The organism is Paraburkholderia sp. A3BS-1L, assembly GCF_051125215.1.
Classification (GTDB): domain Bacteria; phylum Pseudomonadota; class Gammaproteobacteria; order Burkholderiales; family Burkholderiaceae; genus Paraburkholderia.
In genome coordinates this window covers 419,820-438,247 of record NZ_CP120443.1, presented here as the reverse complement: position 1 = coordinate 438,247, position 18,428 = coordinate 419,820, and the positions used below count along the sequence as shown (strand labels likewise).

Below are 18,428 nucleotides of genomic sequence, written 5' to 3'. Positions count from 1 at the left end.
GGCAGCGATGATAGGGCTTACCGACGATGAAGAAAAATGGCATCATTTCATTCATCCATTAATTTTTTTCATCTGAAGCCCTATCATCGTTTTCCATGCTCGAGCGCGTCCATCTCGTCATCGTCCGCGAAGTCGCCCGCCAGGGCTCGCTCACCGCAGCCGCGGAGTCGCTTTTCCTCACGCAGTCGGCGTTGAGCCATACGGTCAAGAAAATCGAGCAGCGGCTCGGCACGCCGATCTGGGACCGCGAAGGCCGCAGTCTGCGGCTGACCCAGGCCGGGCGCTATCTGCTGTCGCTCGCTGAGCGGCTGCTGCCGCAATTCGAGCTTGCCGAAGAACGCATGAAGCAATATGCGGCGGGCGAGCGCGGCACGCTGCGTATCGGCATGGAATGCGCGCCGTGCTACCAGTGGCTGCTCAAGGTCGTATCGCCGTATCTGGCGCGCTGGCCCGATGTGGACGTGGATGTGAAGCAGCGGTTTCAGTTTGGCGGCATCGGCGCGCTGATCGGCTATGACATCGACGTGCTGGTCACGCCCGACCCGCTCAACCGTCCCGGGCTGCGTTTCGAGCCGGTGTTCGACTACGAGCAGGTGCTGGTGGTCGCGGAAAATCATCGGCTGGCGCGCGAGCGCCATGTGAAGCCCGAACAGCTGGTTGACGAGACGCTCATCACTTATCCCGTGGAGACCGATCGCCTCGACATCTACAACCAGTTCCTGCGCCCCGCGGGCATCGTGCCGCGCCGGCACAAGACGATCGAGACCACCGACATCATGCTGCAGATGGTCGCGAGCCAGCGCGGCGTGGCGGCGCTGCCGAGATGGCTCGCCGAGGAGTACGCGGACCGCATGCCGCTCGCGATCGTGAAGCTCGGCAAGCAGGGCATCGCCAAGCAAATTTTCCTCGGCACGCGCGAAGGCGATGCCGTGGTCGACTACCTGAGCTCATTCGTCGAATTCGCGCGCGAGTCGAACTGGCAGGCGCCGCGCGTGCGGGGCCAGTGACAGCGGGTCAGGCGCGCCGGCCTCATGCGAAAGCGCTTCGCGCGGCTTCAGCGCGCACGAGCAGCAAGGCGCGCAATCATCCGCTCCGCCATGGCGCGGTCAATGACTTCGAATGACCGGCTCGAGCGCTCATAGGCATACATGTTGCCCGTCGCGATGTCGAACCACCAGCCGCTCAACACGAGCGCCCCGGCCGTGACCTGCTGGCGCACAATCGGATAGGTCATCAGATGCTCGAGCTGCACGAGCACGTTCAGTTGGGATAACTGATCGTGTGGTTTCAGCCTGCCATCGAGCGGCCCCTCCTGCTCGAGGCGAAACGCGGCATTGTTGGCGTGGCACAGCCATTTATCGAGGTTCGGCGATTTCACCTTGGCGTTGCGCGAATACACGGATTTCATCGCGCCGCACTCGGAATGCCCGCAGACGACGATATTCGCGACTTTCAGCACCAGCACGGCGTACTCGATCGCGCTCGCCTCGGAAAGGTCGCCGGTCGAGACTCCATCCGCAGTCGCCGGCGGTATCAGGTTGCCGACGTTGCGCATCGTAAACAAATCGCCCGGATGCGTCGAAGCAAGCAGGTCCGGCACGACCCGGCTGTCGGAACACGTGACAAAGAGCGCATCGGGAGTCTGCGCGAGCGCCAGTTTGTTGAACTGCTCCGCGTAATGGGGCAGCATTTTCTCGCGGAATTCGACAATACCCAGAATGAGTTTGCGCATGGCTTGTCTCCAGACGCGCTAGCGACCTGCTATCGAAGCTATCGAGGCTGCCGAGCCACCGAGGCCTTGCGAGTCGGGAATGCGCGCCAGCGCCACGTCCTCGGGAAACTCCTGCTTCGACAAGATCGCGCGATCGAGCAATGCCAGTTCGACATACAACGCGTCATGACGATGCTCCGGCAAACTCTGGATGAGGTTTTCGATCGCCGCGCGCAGACGCCGCGCAATCTGAATGCTGCCCGCGCCGCACTGCCGTATCTCGCGAAAACTGATATGCACGAAATCTTCCCAGTTAGGCGTGCGCAAGATCACGCGCACCTGCCCCGACCGGTCCACGATTTCTTCGATGCGCAGCGACCGTTTTCCGACCAGCCGCAATAGCCGGTGCAGCTGGTCGATCGCCAGGACCGCCGTGGTTGGATCGTTGATCGCCGCCGACAGCGCCTTCAGCGCAATATCGACCAGGATACGAAAGGCGAACATGGGATCCTGCTCCATCGTGCGCTCCGTCCCGAAGGCGACCAGAGTGCGCAACCTGTTGTCATCGATTGCGCCCGCATTCCCGTACACATAAAACAGCGGCTCTTCGACCGCGACGAAATCGCCGACCTGAGGCGCCACTTCAATAACCGTGTTGGTGCGGCGCGCCTCGGCCACGAGCATTTTCAGGTTCACGGCCAGAACGATGCCGGACTTGCCCTGCCAACGCACGACGCGATCAGGGTCGGCTCGCACGGCATCGCGCTCGGGCGCGGCCACGAGGCCGCTGGACGGTGCGGGATAGACGCCGTCGACAACCGCGAGCCCTTGCTCGCCAACGCGAGCCACGAGACTGACCGGACGCAGGAATTTCGCGGCGTAGTCGATCAGGAAAAGAAACGCGACCACGGAAGCAAAGCCGAATAGCGCGGCGATGAACACCTGGAACTGATGCACTTCCTCCTCGCCCATCCAGCCCGCCGTTCTGTTGGCGAACAGCAAGGTGAAAACGAACAGCCCCGAAATGCCGCGGATGATGTTATCGCGCAGCAGCGTCGTGGCGATGATGCGCGGCGTGTATTGCCCGCCGGCTACCTGGATGGCGACGAGCAGCGAACCGAACGTAAACACCAGAAACGCCAGGTCCGCGGAAACGATGTCGCCGAGCAAGGACCGGGCTCCCGTCATGGACAGCCCGAAAAAGCCCGTTTCCGGATCGAGAATCCCTTGCCGGATCATCCATCGTCCGAGCATTTCGGTCAGCGGCTTCACCACGGCATAGATCGCCACGGCGATAAGCGGCACGGTCCACAGCGAGGACCTGACGTAGCTCTTCAAGCTGTATCGGCGATTCCAGCCCATGCCTGCTCTCCCCTGAGCATTCACGTTGCAGCGCACATCGGTCGAGTATCGCGGTCGGCGTGAAAACCGGTCGCGGACCACGACGGCGCCGTGGGGTCACGTCCCCGCAGGCTCGCGTGCGGTCAGCGCGGTTTCCGAAAAATCCACTTCCCGCATCAGCTTGCTCAACATCTCGTCATTGATCTCGTGGGCGTTGCGCAATTCCAGCAGCGCAGTGCGCTCGGCACGTATTGCCGCCAGGCTGATTTGCATTTCCAGCGCTTCCACGCGGCGCATTTCGTCAGCGGAATTGCCTTCCCGGGTGAGCGTGGCAAGCCTCCGGCGATACAGGCCCATCACGCGTGCAGTCGCATCGGCGGCGAAAGCCGTCGACGACTCGCCCGTGTCCGCGGTGACGCTTCGATGAAGATCGTCGATGGCGCGCATTGCCGCTTGCGCGGCGACTTTGCGCGCGTGCTGCTCTTCGTGCGCATGCGCATCGTGTCCGTGGCCCGCGCCGTGCAACAACTTCGGCAACGCGAACACCGCGACCAGCAGCGACGTCAGGATCACACCGGAGGCGATAACGATGACCAGGTCGCGTCCCGGCAACGGCTCCCCGCTGGACAACGCGACCGGAATCGACAGCACCCCGGCGAGCGTCAGCGCGCCGCGCACCCCGGCGACCGTCATGATCGTGACGGTGCGCAGCCCCGGCGCCGCGTTGATCACGCCGTGCCTCGCGGCACCACGGCTGGCGAACCATTGCAGCAGCCAGACCCACGCGAAGCGCATGGCATAGAGCGCGAGCGTGACGGCCAGGACATAACCGATCAGCCGCCACACGGCGCCATTGCCGGTCTCGTGAGCATCGAGCAGCGCCCCGCCGATGATGTGTGGAAACTGCAGCCCCAGCAGGATGAACACCATGCCGTTGAAAACGAATTCGACCATGGCCCAGGTGTTGTTCGCGCTCACGCGTGCCGATACCGAGCTGGCGCTGGTGAGGGTCACGTAGTTCATCATCATCCCGGCGGCCACCGCCGCGAGAATGCCGGAGCAATGAAAATGTTCGGCAAACAGATAGGCGGCGAACGGGATCAGCAACGTCAGCACCACGCCGGACGCCGGGTCGCCCCCGCGCGTCACGTTGCGCAGGCGCCGTATCACGATGGCGAACGACCAGCTCACCGCAGCGCCTAGCGCGAGGCCGCCAGCGGCAATGATCAGGAAGCTGATCGACGCTTCGCGCAGCGAGAACACGCCGGTCAACGCGGCCGCGATCGCGAACTTCAGTGCGACGAGGCCGGAGGCGTCATTCATCAGCGCTTCGCCCTCGAGAATATGCATCAGCTGCGCCGGAATGCGGTTCTTGCCGGCAATGCCCGCCAGCGCGACGGCGTCGGTCGGCGACAGCACCGCGGCGAGCGCAAACGCAACAGGGAGCGAAACGGCCGGCACGATCGCATGCACAAAGTAGCCGACCACGAGCACCGTCATGAACACCAGACCGAATGCCAGCGCCAGGATCGAACGGCGCCGCATGAAAAACTCGCGTTTCGGCGTGCGCCAGCCGTCCGCAAAGAGCAGCGGCGGAATGAAGAGCAGCAGGAACAGTTGAGGATCGAAGGTGACGGACAGACCGAACACCGGCCAGGCCAGGAAGGCGCCGATGGCGATCTGGACGAGCGGCAACGGCACCACGCCGTGTAGAAGCCGCACGACGACGCCCGAGACGGCGACCGCGAAGAGCAGGATCAAAACCGTGAAAACGATGTCCATCGGCGTCGTCAGCTTGAGAGTTTGAACGTGCTTGAACGGTCGGGTCGGCGCAGGAAGGGTCAACCGCCCAGCTTGATGATAGCGATCGTCAGCACAATGCCAAGCGCGATCATGGCGAAGCCGGCTTTCATCGCCCCTGCGCCGGCCGAGCGCCCCAGTGCCACGCCGGCGAAGAAAAGCATCGCGAGCGTGAGCACACGCGAGGCGATGAGCGCCGTCGTCACGTCCTTGACGACGAGAAATGGCACCGCGACCGGAAACGTTCCGAGAACAACGAGAACAAAGATGCCCAGCGCGCCGATGAAATCATCCAGGACGAAATTGGCCCGGGACGGCAGCGTCGGGGCAGCGGCGAAGCGCGCGCGGAGGTGCTCGAGATCGGCATCGTCGACGAATTGCCCGAGCTTCCCGGGCAATGCATCGCGCAACGCCCGTACCGCGACTGCCGGGTCTTGCTCGCGCTTGACGGTCTGCGCCAGTTTCAGGCGCTGCCCTCGATCGACGAGCGTGCGCACGAGGTACATCACGGCATCGGCGAGACCCCACGCCAGATTGCATCCGAGCGCAGCGAAGAACATCTTGTGCCCTTCGTCCACGCCCGCGGTCACCGCCTTGACGGCACCAACGAACGTCAGCGCCATGAACAGACCAAAGCATATTTCGCAGACCCGGTCGACCGTGTTGAGAATCGGTTGGCGCCGTTCAGGTTCAGCGTGTCCGGCCGGCATAATCGTGCTCATAGGGCCTCGGCTCAAGGTAAGGAACGAGACGTCGCGATCACTATCAACTGGGGCTGCTGGTACGAGCAGTATATGAAAAGAGCTGACAGCCTGGTTCCCTTATTTTGTCGGTTGGTGCGCGCCCGAGCAGCGCTGATGTTCGCAAGCAACCATGCAAAAAAGCCGAACGGCGCGTCATGCGCCGTCCGGCTTTTTGCTGATCGGCCCGCGCGGGGCGTTACTGCACGATGGTCGCGCCCTGCACCAGCGACTTCACGAGCTTTGCGGCGCCCGCATCCATCGATTCCGCGATCATCTGGCGGCGGATCTGATCCTTCACGGTGTCGAACGACGGCACGCTCATGGCGCGCTTGTCTTCGAGCCTGACGACCACCCACGCCTGGCCCGATTGCAGCGGCTGCTGCACCACCCCGCCCACCGGCAACTTCGCGAGCGCGCGCGCCACTTCCACCGGCACGCCGCGCGTCTTGCCCTCGAGCACCGGCGTCTTGAAGCTCACCCACGGCATTTCGCCGCCGTTTTCCTTCGAGGGGACGATGCTGAACTGGCGCGCGAGCGCATCGAACGGCTTGCCGGCCTTCGCCTGCGCAATCACGCCCTTGGCCACGGCCCGGTCGGCCAGCACGATGTATTGCGGCTTGTACTCGTACTTGCCGAGCTCGGCGTTCACGCTGGTGTAGCGCGCCCGGATCTCGCGCTCGGTCGGCTCTTTCACATGCACGTTGTCCTGCAGCCAGGACTGGATCTCGACGTCCACCTTCTGGGCGTCGCTCGCCTGCTGCACCTCGGGGCGCTGGTCGTAGTGGGCGCGCGCCGCCTGCTGGCGCACCACTTCGCGGATGATCAACTGCTGCTTGAGCGCCGCGCGCAACTGGGGCGTGTCGACGTCGTTGCCGCGGCTCACCGCCGTGCTCACCGCGCTGTCCAGCGCGGACTGCGGAATCGCCACGCCGTTGACCACGGCGATCGCTCCGGCAGGCACGCCCGTGGAGGTCGATGCAGCCGCTGGTGCAGGCGCCGGCGCGGACGCGGGCACGGATGCCGGCGCGAGCGAGAGCGCCGGCGGCGGCGCGGGTGTCGTGACGACGTCGGAAGGAAGCGGCTGGGCCTGCACGAGGCGGGGCAGCGCCGCGCCCAGCGCGGCCAGGACGAAAGCGCTCTTGCGCAGCGTGCGGATCAGGGGGGACATGCGGGACATCTCGATTCACTCCAATGGGGCAGGCCGACTGGCCCGCCGCGCATTATCGCCTGCTTGAGCCAAAAAGCCGAAACGCCGCAATCTAGCGGATGTTTCGACAGGAGACCGTCAATTCTTGTCAAAATCGCGGTTAGACAAACCCGGCTTTGACGCAACTCAGCACAAAAATCGGCCTGCTTCGTGGCCGCTACGACAATTCGTTTCAAGATCAATGCCTTGGCGCGCATGCGGACAGGTTGTCCACAGCCCTTTCCACGAAATCTGGGGATAACCGTCCGCGCCCAAGCTAGCTTGTGCGGGGTCCATCGCTGAGTTGCTGCACGGCGGCGGGGACAATGAGACGCTGCTACCGTGCGCCGTCGCTGCTGGCCGACAAGCCGCAGATTCGCCGTATTCAGGATTGCCATGACCCGATTCACTCGTCCGCACGCGTTCGCTGCCACGCGCACGCGGCAACCATCGCAGGCCGAACGGCCGATGCCGATCGGCCTGCCCGCCCGCATCGTCTGCGCGGAGGGCCTGGCCGCCCAGGCCGTGACGCGTCACGGCGCCTGCGCCATCGATCTAGCGCGCACCGGCTCGCTGCCGGCCGGCGCCTGGGTGCTCGCGTTTCGCGGCGTGGCGCGCGCGGTCATCGACGCCGAACGCGCCCGCGACATCGACGTGGCGCTCGATGCGCTCGAAGCCATCGCCAGCGGCGAGCTCGACGACGTGCATGCGCCGCTGGGGCTCGTGCATTACTTCACGGCCGTGAATCGGGACGGCGGAGCTAACCGTTCCGTTCAGAAGCGCGGTCGGGAACGGTAAGCGCCGCGCGCCGGATCAGTTGCCCTGCTGCGGCGTCGGCGGGGTGTATTGCGCGCCCGCGCTGTTGCCGGCCGCGGAATCGTCGGGCGTGGGCGTCGGCGCGAGCATCGGCTCTTGCGGCGGATACGGCGCCTGCTGGGGCGTCTGCTCCTGATGCGCGGGCTGCGCCACCGAAGCGCCACCGCTACCGGAAGCCCCCAGCACCGGCGGCTGGCCGAACATGCGCGCGATATCCGGCGGCACGGCAGCCGCCGACGCGCCCGATGCCGCGGCCGTCGCCCCCGACGCCGCTGCCGCGCCCGCCGGCGCGACGCCGCTCGAAGGCGGCACTTCGGTCGGTTCGGCGGGCGCCGGCGTCGGCGCGACAACCGGCCCGCCCGCTCGCGACGCCGGTGCATGGGCCGGCGCGCGCGGTGCAACGGCGGGCGTCTTCGAAGCGAACAGGACGTCCATCCACGTCTTGAGCCGGTCGCGGAAAGTCTCGAACGCGCCGGGCTGGACTTCGGTGTCGAAGCGCGCGCGCGGATCGACGATGCGCGCCCGCAGCGCGCGCTGGAAGAAGTCGCCGACGATCGGCAGCGCGCTGCGCGCGCCCTCGGCCTGAAGCGTGACGCGCCCGTCGTCGAAGCCCACCCATGCGCCCGCCACGAGCTGCGGGTCCATCAGGATGAACCAGCCGTCTGCGTTGTCCTGGGTCGTGCCGGTCTTGCCCGCTACGTCGGCGCGAATGCCAAAGCGCGTGCGGATGCTCGCGCCCGTGCCGCGATTCACGACGTCGCGCATCGTGTCGAGCAGCGTGCGGTCCGCCGAGGGCGACAGCGCGCGCTCGGGCGAGGCGCTCGCGAATTCGGCGAGCACTTCGCCCTTGCTGTCCTCGATGCGCGTGACCATGCGGGGCTCGAGGTACTCGCCATCGTTGGCGATGGTGCTGTACGCCGACACCATCTCCTTCAAGGTGACTGGGCTCGTGCCGAGCGCGAGCGACGGCACCGGCTTCAGCTCGCTGTCGCGCACGCCCATCGCGCGCGCGAGGCGCGCGACTTTGTCCGGGCCCACCGCCTGCATCACCTGCGCCGTGATGCGGTTGCGCGAGAACGCGAGCGCGTCGCGCAGCGTCATCGGTTTGTTGCTGGGCGGCACGTCGTCGTTCGGACGCCAGATCTCGCCGCCTTCGAGCGGCATTTCCACGGCCTGGTCGACGATCGTGTCGGTGGGCTTGGCGCCGTCCGCGAATGCCGCGCCATAGACGAACGCCTTGAACGTCGAGCCCGGCTGCCGGCGCGCCTGCTGCACGTGATCGAACGGCTCGCCGGCGAAATCGCGGCTGCCCACCCACGCCTTGATCTGCCCGTTGCGCGGGTCGATCGCGAGAAAGCCCGCCTGCACCGTGGTCTTGTCCTTGCACAGCCCGCGCATGAAGGTGCGGTCGGTGGCGAGCTTCTTGAGCGCGTCTTCGTCGCTTGCTCCGCCGTCACGCGCGCTCTTGTAGTCCGGCGTCTCGCGCATGAAGGTCTTGAACACGTCGTTGCCCGTGGTGCAGCCGTCGCGCCCGCTCCATGCGACGTTCGCGCTGCCCTGCAACTGATTGGCGTGCTGCTTGAGCGCGGCGGTGGCCATCGCCTGCAGACGCGAATCGATGGTTGTGCGCACAACCAGACCATCGGAATAGATGTTGTAGTCGTTGCGGTCGGCCCACGCGATCAGCCATTTGCGCAGTTGCTGCGCGAAATGCGGCGCGGGGCCGGGCGGCTCGGTTTGCCGCTCGAAGTCCAGACGCAGCGGCTTCTTCGAGAGCGTCGCGTACTGCGCGTCGGTGAGCTTGCCGTACTTCACCATCTGGCCGAGCACGGTGTTGCGCCGCGCGAGCGCGCGCTCGGGATTGATCACCGGGTTGTAGTAGGCGTTGCCCTTGAGCATGCCGGTGAGCGTCGCGGCCTGCAGCACGGTCAGCTGATCGGCGGAAACGCCGAAGTAGGTGCGCGCCGCCATCTCGATGCCGAACGCGTTGTAGAGGAACGGCACCGTGTTCAGATAGGTTTCGAGAATCTGCGGCTTGCTATAGACGGCCTCGATCTTGAACGCGGTGATCGCCTCCTTGATCTTGCGCGTGAGCGTGGGCGCGCGGCCGATCTCGTCGGGATAGAGATTGCGCGCAAGCTGCTGCGTGATGGTCGAACCGCCCTGGCGATCCCCCGAGAACGTATGCAGCGCCGCGCCCGCCGTGCGCTTGAAGTCGATGCCGTGGTGCTCGTAGAAGCGGTGGTCCTCGGTCGAGATCAGCGCATCGACCATATGCGGCGAGATCTGCGAAAGCGGTACCCATTCCCGGTTCGAGGGCTTGAATTCGGCGAGCAGCTTGCCGTCGGCGGAAAGAATCCGCGCGGGCTGGTCCACCCGCGCCTTGCGGATGTCGCCGATGCCGGGCGTGAACGGAATCAGCACCAGCACGTAGAGCATGAGCGCCGCGGGCAGCGCGCCGATAGCGATGAGGATGCCGCGCCGGGTGGGATGGCGCAGATGATGTAGCCCCCTGCCGAGCCACGGGCGCGCGAGCGCGCACAGGCGCGACGCGAGGGGCTTCAGGCGGGAGGACCATTGCTCGGCTTGAGCGCGGATGAACGACACGGAACGCTTCACGCGGGGCTTCAGGATCGGCTGGCAAAGCGTGCATCGTACCAAAACCGCCGGGCATGGCTTCTATCGCGCCGATGGCCGCCCGAACCACGCCCTGCCGCAAGTCAAGACGCAATTCATGACACGGCGATGAAATATTCCTTCCAGCGCGTGGAAGAATCTTCTCCAGTCACAGCCGATTTTCCGGCGGCCGCCGATCCCTACACTCCTGACGCTGCTTGCCGGCCTTCGCCCGCAGCAGGCCTTTTCCAAACGCTACGAGAACACCGCATCAGGAGCATCACACGTGAAAAAGAACGCCCTCCCGCTCGCCCCCGCATTGACCACCGCCGTTGCCACCGCCGTCGTAGTCGCCGGCGCGCTCGCCCCTGGCGTCGCGCAAGCGCAAAGCTCGGTCACGCTCTACGGCCTGATCGACGCCGGCATCATGTACACCAACAACGTGGCCAGCTCGGGCGGCAAGGCCGGCAGCGCGCTCTGGCAGGCGACGAGCGGCAACGTCAACGGCAGCCGCTTCGGCCTGCGCGGCAGCGAGGACCTCGGCGGCGGCCTGCGCACCGTGTTCTTGCTCGAAAACGGATTCAACGTGCAGAACGGCAAGCTCGGCCAGGACAACCGCATGTTCGGCCGCCAGGCCTGGGTGGGACTGGCGAGCGACCGGTTCGGCACGCTCACGCTGGGCCGCCAATATGACGAGCTCGTCGACTTCGTCGCGCCGCTCTCGGCCACGGCGGGCACCTTCGGCGACACGGGCTTCGCGCATCCGTTCGACAACGACAACCTCAACCACTCGCTGCGCATCAACAACGCCGTCAAGTACACGAGCAACAGCTATGGCGGCTTCAAGTTCGGCGCGCTGTACGCGTTCTCGAACCAGCCCGACTTCGCGGCCAATCGCGCCTACAGCTTCGGTGCGAGCTATAACAACGGCCCGCTCGCCTTGGCCGCCGGCTATCTGCAGTTGAACGGCACGCAAGGCGCGAACGCGAGCAGCCCGGGCGCGGTGGACCTCGCCGAGTCGGCGGCCAACGGCAAGGGCGGCTTCTCGCTCGGCGCTCAGCGGCTGCGCTCCTTCGGCGGCGGCCTGAATTACAGCTTCGGTCCGGCCACGGCGGGTTTCGTGTTCACGCGCAGCGAATATGCGGGCACGAACGCGTTCGGCTCGCACGGCGGCGACATGAGCTTCAACAACTATGAAGTGAACGGCAAGTATCAGCTGAATCCGGCCTGGAGCCTCGGCCTCGCCTATACCTACACGGACGGCCACGTGGACCGCACGAGCTGGGGCGCCGATCCGAAGTGGCAACAGGTGAATGCGCAGGTGGTGTATCGCCTCTCGAAGCGCACCGACCTCTACGGCGAAGCGATGTACCAGCACGCCACGGGCCACAACTACGTGGCGTTCATCAATACGGCGGGCGGTGCTTCGTCGACGGCGAACCAGGTGGTGGGCACCGTGGGGCTGCGCGCGCGCTTCTGACGACGCGCGGCGCTAACCGAGGACGAGCGACAGCGCGATCGAGATCCAGACGGCGCACGCGCCCGTCAGGAAGCAGCGGCGCGCGAGCAGAAAGCGCGACTCGTCGCCGGGCTTCGCGGGTGAGGTGGCGAGCCAGGGCACGCTGCCGAGACAGGCGAAGCCCGCCAGCGCGAGCACGACGATCACGCGCTCGCCGAAGCGCCACGGCACGGGCTCATGCAGACCCCAGTAGCCAAGAAAGATCATGCCGATGGAAAACATCGTCGATGCGGCCGAACTGAGCGCCACGACCGATCCGGTCGGAGATTGCATGGACTGTCTCCTCTCGCGCGTCGCGCGCCATGTGGGTCGCCGTGCGGGTCGCCGTGCGGGTCGCTGTGCAGATCATTCGCAGGCGACTTGCGGGCCACTATCGGCGCGCAAGCCGGCAGCGGCAACGCGGCCGCGAGCGTCATGCAATCAGGCCGTGGGCCGCACCATCTGGAACATCTCGCCGATCTGCGCGTAGTCCGCGCGATAGCCCGCGCGCATGATGGGCTGCGCGGCATGGGTGTCGAACAGCCCGTCCTTCAGGTACTGCTGCTGGATATGCACGCCCACGACCTGGCCGAGCGCGAGCCAGTTGTTCATGGGCGACCCGTCGAGCGCATTGAGCCGCACGATCTGCAGCAGCTTGCATTCGAGCGCGGCCGGCGCCTCGGCCACGTGCGGCACCGCCACGTTGCGGCCCGGAGCGGGCGTGAGACCTGCCAGCGCGAACTCGTCGACATCGGCGGCGACGGGGGCGGAACTCCGGTTCATCTGCGCGGCCAGCGGGCGCGACGCAAGATTCCAGACGAACTCGCCTGTCGCCTCGATATTGACGATGCTGTCCTTGCGGCCTTCGCTGCAAAAGCCGATCACCGCCGGCGACGTGGCGAACGCGCCGAAGAAGCTATACGGCGCGAGGTTCAGCACGCCCTCCGCGGAACGGCTCGAGATCCAGCCGATCAGGCGCGGCGCGACGATCGCCTTGAATGGATCGTGCGGCAGGCCGTGGCCGGTGGCGGGATCGTAGAAGTAAGTGTCGGACATGGTGAGCGATGGTGGTTCTTGCGGCTCACACTATCGCACGGGACGATAAAAAGCGCTGACGCGAAATGAGCGAGTTATCCACAATTTCCGTGGAAAACCGTGGGGATAACTTGTCCCCCGACAGCACGCCGGCCGCATTGACTGTCACAGTATTCGCGCCACATTTCCCGATATGCGCGTTCGATACCGGCAGCGAATCGTGGCGCGTCCATGAGCGCCGATGCCTCCATACGGGTTCGCAACGTCCCGCGCAGGGCCGCGAGTCGAGGCAGATCGCGTGCGAATGCGTGCGCCGCGCGCACAAATTCGTCGTCGGTATAGGCAACGAGTTCGGGCAGCCCAAGATTTCCGGCGAGGCTGTCGAGCGACGAAATACACGCGTGAAGGATCAATGCCGTGTGCAACATATCTTGCCGTCAAATGAGACCGCGGCACGCCGCGGGGCTCCAGGACGAGCAATCGGGATTCGGGCACAGCGGCAAGTGCACCCGCCCATAGACCCAGAGCATGATCGCTCACCTTGGCTGGATTGTTCAGGCAGCCGAACGTGAACGGCTCGCCGTTCGCGGCAGGCAGGTTGTTGACAGCCAAGCCCCCCGTCAGAGGGTCATAGCACCAGAACGCTTGCGGCAGGCGAATCGTTCGTTCGGAATACAAAGCGTCTCGGCCAGGCTCGCCGACAGGATCGAGCCAACAGTCCGATAAACGATAGTCCATCGCGGGACTACCTGTTGTCCCCGGATAAGCAAGCCACGCAACCTGAACCGGAGCCGGACGCCGCGCAAACAAAAGACGCCGGCTACCCTCCATGTGCATAGTCAAATCAACGAGGATGTCGACACGGTCGGCGCGAATTTGCTGTGCGAGTGTTGCGTCGTCTAATGCGCGCACATCGCGCCAGACGTCTGCAAGACCACGAATTGATGCAGTCACATGATCGGGCTCCGCGACACTCGAGTAGCAAAAGATTTCAAAATCCGCGTGATTGTGATTGGACAATAGCGGAATCGTGAAAAGCGATTGGTAATGCGAATCAAAATTGCCATAAACATAGCCAACACGCAATCGCCGATTGGGCGCCGGGTTGTTCAAGCGCTCCCGCTCGCACACGAAGACCGGCGCCTCACGCTGCGCGGCAAACCGGGAGCACTCGCGCATCAGCACCTCCGGGAAATCGCTCAAAAAAGGGAGCGCGAAAATCAGGTTTGCGTGCGCGACAATATTGTCCGGGTCACACTCCAGCGAGCGGCGCAAAGCCGCTACCGATTCCTCTGCGGCCCCCATCGCAAGAAATACATTCCCAAGAACGGCGTGAGCATTGGCAATTTCCGGATTGAGGATGGCAATGCCTTTGCGCATCGCAAACGAAACCCGCACTCCATGCGGCGAATGCAGCGTCATACATGCGGCGTCTCTCCTCTATAACGCGAAGACCTTAAAGTCGCCTGCGTGCGATTGGTCTGCATGCCATTTTCGGGGGGCGTGAAATCCCCCCAAAAACATGCTACCTCTCAAATTAACCGAGTCATACTTAATGATGTGAGGAAGCAAACACAGTCGTTTCAACCGGCGTCTGGATTGTCGCCGTTGATGTGAGGCCTGCGCTGTTGACCGAGTAGGCGGCCATTGCCGACACGATCTGATTCGCCTGATTGCTCGATGTCAATTCTCCGCCAAGACCGGCTTTAACATTGGCGATAGTAACGACGTTCCCGTTCCCAAGCCCGATTACGGCATTGCCATTCTGGACCGAGAATGACGACGCGTTCATGGAAATACTTCCGCTTGCATCCTCCTTTACGAAGAATCCGCCGGCGGCCTGTATTGTCTCCGCACCATTTGCAGAGTTAAACGATACGCTGTTGTTGCTGCCACTGATGTTGACTGCGTCCCCAGATCCAAGGACGATCTGATTTCCATCACCTACGTTTATTGTATTGCCAGCCCCCTTTGAGTCATCGATTGTCCATTTCGATCCCATTGAAACCGTATTCCCGGAGCCCGATACCGCGACCGTTCCCATCCCGATCCCGCGATCGTAGACCGAGCTGTTACTCCCGGAAACCGAGACGGAGTTGTGCGCTTCGACTGAATTATTGCTTCCGGAAACGCTTGCGGTAGCATTCGTGGCCACAAAAGCGTAGCCGCCATTCATGTTGATTTTTGAATTTACCCCTGCGGTCACATGCGAATTGATTCCAACGGTTATTGTGTCGTTATGCCCGTTGCCTGAGAGAGTATGACCGCCGCCGCCATCTCCATCGATGACAAGACTATTGGCCCCGGCAGAAATGACGTTATTCGATCCCGTGATGACAATTTCGGCGCCATTGGCTGAAGATCCGAGTACCGTGTTTCCATCTCCCACGATACGAATGAAGCCCTGAGTACCGTACGGCACACCGGCACCGCTCTCCAGGAACACCAGATCCGATGAGCCATAGAGGTTCATACCTGCACCGCTTTGGACATCAAAAGTCGTATTGTCGAGTGTGTACGATTCGGCGTTTCCAGTTACAGAAATATAAGACGAGCTCATTAGCATCTCCTGTTATGCGAGCTTAAAATTTCCGGACCGAGTCACCTCGGACCAGGCTAAATGAAAGCATTGCCATACAGGGTTCTGCTCCTCAAATTCAAGTAATTGATTCGCACTGCCACTTTAAATCCATCCACAAGACGATCCCTATTGGAGATCTCCTCGACCCAGTGTTCCCAGCTTCGCTGCCAGATCCACTCTGGCGTGGTCCCAGTCAGCAAGCGCCTGCACACGTTGCTGTTTCGCATTCGCCAGCGCCGCCTGCGTATTCATCAATTCGAGAATGTTCCCAACGCCTGCGTCATAGCGATGCTTTGCGGCCTCCCATGAACGCTCAGCAATCGCCAGCAAGTTCGCACTGTTCTGCGCATTCTGCGTCGCGCCCATGAGCGTCTGGTAACTGCTCCATACATCGAGCGCGACCTGACGCTTCGCTTCGTCTACCATATCCCGTTGCCGGTCGGCCTGCGCCTTTGCCTGATCGACCTGGTAATGCCGCCCGAACCCTTCGCACAGCGGGCGCGATAATGACGACCGTGCGTCCCGCACAGATCGTCTTCATGTTCTCGCGGATAACGCGCTCCGTTTCGAAATCGAGGGCGCTCGTGGCCTCATCAAAGATAAGAATCCGCGGATTGGTCAGCAAAGCTCGCGCGATCGCGATGCGCTGGCGTTGCCCCCCGAAAGATTGCTGCCGTGCTCACCCACCACCGTGTCATAACCTTCAGGTAGTTCGCAGATGAAGCCATGTGCGCCCGCGAGCTCCGCCGCATGAATCACCGCTTCGAGTGGCACGCCAGGATCGCTCAGCGCAATGTTCTCGCGCACCGACCGGTTAAAGAGCAGGTTCTCCTGAAGCACGACGCCAATTTGCCGACGCAATCATCCAGGATCGGCAAGCGCAAGATCCTGCCCGTCGATACGTACGACACCCTGCTCTGGAATGTGGAGTCTCTGCAGCAGCTTGGTGAGCGTGCTCTTTCCCGACCCCGAACGTCCCACGATGCCGATCACCTGTCCCGCGCTAATGCTGAACGACACGCCATCGAGCACGACGGGGCCGTCCGGACGATAGCGGAAACGGATGTTGTCGAACTGTACATCGCCGCGAATGGCCGGCAGCGCCTGGCGTGTCTGCGCAACCTCGGTGCGTGTATTGAGAATGTCGCCGAGCCGCATCATCGAAATGCCGATTTGCTGAAAATCCTGCCACAGTTGCGCCAGTCGCAGTACGGGGGCACTCACTCGCTGCGACATCATATTGAAGGCGACGAGTTCTCCCACGGAGAGCCGTCCGTCGATCACGAGCCGCGCGCCGATAAACAGCGTGACGAGCTTGCCGACGAGCTGGATGAGCTGCTGGCCAACATTGCTGAGTTGATTCACGCGGAAACCGGCACTCACGTACGCCGCGAGCCGCGATTCCCATCGACGGACGAACTGTGGCTCGACGGCCATGGCCTTCACCGTCTCCATACCCAAGACTGACTCGACGAGAAAGGATTGGCTGTCTGCGCCGCGTGCGAACTTCTCATTCAGGCGCACGCGGAAGGCGGGCACCAGTAGTGCGGAAACGATGCCGTATACCGGCAGCGATGCCACAACGAGCAGCGTGAACCAGCCGCTGTAAATGCACATCACACCGATGAAGACGAACGAAAAGGCAATGTCGATGATGACCGTGAGCGCCTGGCCGGTAAGGAAGTTGCGGATGTTCTCGAGTTCGCGCACGCGCGCCACCGTGTCTCCCACACGGCGCGCCCCGAAATAGCCCAACGGCAGCGCAACGAGATGGCGGAACAGGCGCGCGCCCAACTCGACATCGATGCGGTTGGTGGTATGCGCAAAAACATAGTGGCGCAAAGCACCATCTGGCCGGTACTGCGCGCGACGATTTCGTCGAGCGGTTTGATGACGGGCGCGACGCCATCCGACTCGAGCACGAGTGCGGTCTTCCCGTCGGTCTTCGCGAGGATGAAATGATGACCCTCTCTATCGAGCACGAGCGCGGGTAGCGGAGTGGCTTCCAGCCTGGCGCGATCCAGCGCGACGATGCGCGCCTTCAGGCCGAGACTCCGGGCGGCGAGCACGAGGTCCTTCTCGCTGAATTGCTTCGTCGTAATCGCGGCGGCATGTTTGAGCCTGGCCGGATCAGCTGCGATGTTGTGAAAGCGGGCAATAGTTACGAGGGCGGATAGCCCGGAATCGGTGAAGGCCACTGCTTCTAATCCTGATTATTCAAATGTCAGGGAAAGCGCCAGACATCGGGATAATATTATCTCGATCAGGATATTTTCTTGAGTGCGCTCAAGGTGAGTCCCATCCCTGGTGTATCCCTCGTGCGCGGCGGCACGATAAGTGCAATACCGGCCAGCGCGTCGCCTGTTCCCTGAATGCCATCTGGTACCGGGTCTCCCGCGTGCTCAAGTGCCGGCGCACGCAAGATTTGTCCACAGTTTTTGTTGAAAGCCCTGTGGACAAGCTCTGGGCGATCCACCCAAGTGCCTGCCTCAAAAGGAAAAACCTGTGGTGCGCGTCGCCGCAAGGCAGGTCGCACGGCTCCCTCGGCACATCCGGCCACTCGGGCAACGGCGACGAAACATTATTCGCCCGCGCCGTGCACCGCTTGTGTGCCACGCGCTCAGGCCCAAACGCAACAAAGCCGGCTCTCTCGCGAGAACCGGCTTCGTTCGATCCAGCCATGGCAGGAGCGATGTATTCAGAACGGCGCGCACTGCGGCGCTCGTCCTGCTCGCTCCGAGCGCAGCGAGTTTAGTCGCGCGGCAGGTGGAAAGGCTTGTAGTGCGAGCGACGGATGCGTTCTGCTTCGCGATGACGCGCTGCATACGAGTATTCGGCATCCATCGGCAGGTACGGCGACGCGAAGAGATCGTTCACCTTTTGAAGAATTGCAAGGATAAAGCTCATGGCGACTCCCGGTTAGACATGAATCTAGGGTTTTCCCTAGGAATGGAATGATTATAGGGTTTTCCCTAGCCAAACGCCAGCGCAGTGCAACAAGAAATCTGCGGCGTCGGGTCGCGGCCTGGCAGCAGGCTATCCTGCGTTGCATCAACACAACACATGAATAGCCTGCCATTCCGGGGTCAAAGCGAGGTGGA

The 18,428-nt window shown here is 63.3% G+C and carries 15 protein-coding genes and 1 pseudogene; 3 read left to right on the top strand and 13 right to left on the bottom strand.

All coding sequences use genetic code 11. The features are described from left to right. Positions 1-95: 95 nt before the first annotated feature. A complete protein-coding gene (locus P5W99_RS17195) occupies positions 96-1,007 on the top strand; it encodes a LysR family transcriptional regulator (RefSeq protein WP_421026403.1) in 912 nt (303 codons plus the stop codon). A 47-nt stretch (positions 1,008-1,054) separates the two neighbouring features. On the opposite strand, the gene P5W99_RS17190 is transcribed toward P5W99_RS17195, so the two are convergent. From P5W99_RS17190 to P5W99_RS17170, 5 genes are all read right to left on the bottom strand, one after another. Continuing rightward, positions 1,055-1,732 (bottom strand): carbonic anhydrase, encoded by a 678-nt coding sequence (locus tag P5W99_RS17190; RefSeq protein ID WP_421045526.1) that lies wholly within the window; start codon positions 1,730-1,732, stop codon positions 1,055-1,057. A gap of 18 nt (positions 1,733-1,750) precedes the next feature. After that, positions 1,751-3,073, bottom strand: coding sequence for a DUF2254 domain-containing protein (locus P5W99_RS17185; RefSeq protein ID WP_421026402.1), 1,323 nt, complete (start codon positions 3,071-3,073; stop codon positions 1,751-1,753). A gap of 96 nt (positions 3,074-3,169) precedes the next feature. Beyond that, the gene (locus tag P5W99_RS17180; RefSeq protein WP_434663968.1) at positions 3,170-4,834 is read right to left on the bottom strand and encodes a Na+/H+ antiporter; all 1,665 of its coding nucleotides are present in this window, start codon (positions 4,832-4,834) and stop codon (positions 3,170-3,172) included. A gap of 59 nt (positions 4,835-4,893) precedes the next feature. Beyond that, positions 4,894-5,574, bottom strand: coding sequence for a hypothetical protein (locus P5W99_RS17175; RefSeq protein ID WP_421073343.1), 681 nt, complete (start codon positions 5,572-5,574; stop codon positions 4,894-4,896). 217 nt (positions 5,575-5,791) lie between these two features. Beyond that, complete coding sequence (locus P5W99_RS17170; RefSeq protein WP_434663965.1) at positions 5,792-6,763, bottom strand: peptidylprolyl isomerase; 972 nt, start codon at positions 6,761-6,763, stop codon at positions 5,792-5,794. A gap of 414 nt (positions 6,764-7,177) precedes the next feature. Here P5W99_RS17170 and P5W99_RS17165 point away from each other — a divergent pair, with 414 nt between their 5' ends. Beyond that, positions 7,178-7,579, top strand: coding sequence for a HypC/HybG/HupF family hydrogenase formation chaperone (locus tag P5W99_RS17165; RefSeq protein ID WP_421026398.1), 402 nt, complete (start codon positions 7,178-7,180; stop codon positions 7,577-7,579). A gap of 15 nt (positions 7,580-7,594) precedes the next feature. On the opposite strand, the gene P5W99_RS17160 is transcribed toward P5W99_RS17165, so the two are convergent. Next, on the bottom strand, positions 7,595-10,216 hold the full coding sequence (locus P5W99_RS17160; protein ID WP_421026397.1) for a penicillin-binding protein 1A: 2,622 nt from the start codon (positions 10,214-10,216) through the stop codon (positions 7,595-7,597). A gap of 316 nt (positions 10,217-10,532) precedes the next feature. On the opposite strand from P5W99_RS17160, the gene P5W99_RS17155 reads away from it, so the two are divergent. Beyond that, complete coding sequence (locus P5W99_RS17155) at positions 10,533-11,693, top strand: porin (protein WP_421027056.1); 1,161 nt, start codon at positions 10,533-10,535, stop codon at positions 11,691-11,693. Between the two features lie 12 nt (positions 11,694-11,705). On the opposite strand, the gene P5W99_RS17150 is transcribed toward P5W99_RS17155, so the two are convergent. The 7 genes and pseudogenes from P5W99_RS17150 to P5W99_RS17120 form a co-directional block, all read right to left on the bottom strand. Continuing rightward, entirely contained in the window at positions 11,706-12,005 is a 300-nt protein-coding gene (locus tag P5W99_RS17150; RefSeq protein ID WP_421026396.1) for a hypothetical protein, read from the bottom strand. A gap of 147 nt (positions 12,006-12,152) precedes the next feature. Beyond that, positions 12,153-12,767 (bottom strand): flavin reductase family protein, encoded by a 615-nt coding sequence (locus P5W99_RS17145; protein ID WP_421026395.1) that lies wholly within the window; start codon positions 12,765-12,767, stop codon positions 12,153-12,155. Between the two features lie 144 nt (positions 12,768-12,911). Beyond that, positions 12,912-14,168 (bottom strand): hypothetical protein, encoded by a 1,257-nt coding sequence (locus P5W99_RS17140; RefSeq protein ID WP_421026394.1) that lies wholly within the window; start codon positions 14,166-14,168, stop codon positions 12,912-12,914. A 130-nt stretch (positions 14,169-14,298) separates the two neighbouring features. Beyond that, entirely contained in the window at positions 14,299-15,306 is a 1,008-nt protein-coding gene (locus P5W99_RS17135) for a hypothetical protein (protein ID WP_421026393.1), read from the bottom strand. 147 nt (positions 15,307-15,453) lie between these two features. Continuing rightward, positions 15,454-15,855, bottom strand: coding sequence for a TolC family protein (locus tag P5W99_RS17130; protein WP_421026392.1), 402 nt, complete (start codon positions 15,853-15,855; stop codon positions 15,454-15,456). Next, positions 15,800-17,525, bottom strand: a pseudogene (locus P5W99_RS17125) (type I secretion system permease/ATPase); the annotation flags it as partial. The pseudogene P5W99_RS17125 and the gene P5W99_RS17130, both read right to left, overlap by 56 nt. 553 nt (positions 17,526-18,078) lie before the next feature. Next, positions 18,079-18,234: a hypothetical protein gene (locus P5W99_RS17120; protein WP_167556505.1), complete on the bottom strand. Its 156-nt coding sequence runs from the start codon at positions 18,232-18,234 to the stop codon at positions 18,079-18,081. Positions 18,235-18,428: the final 194 nt, after the last annotated feature.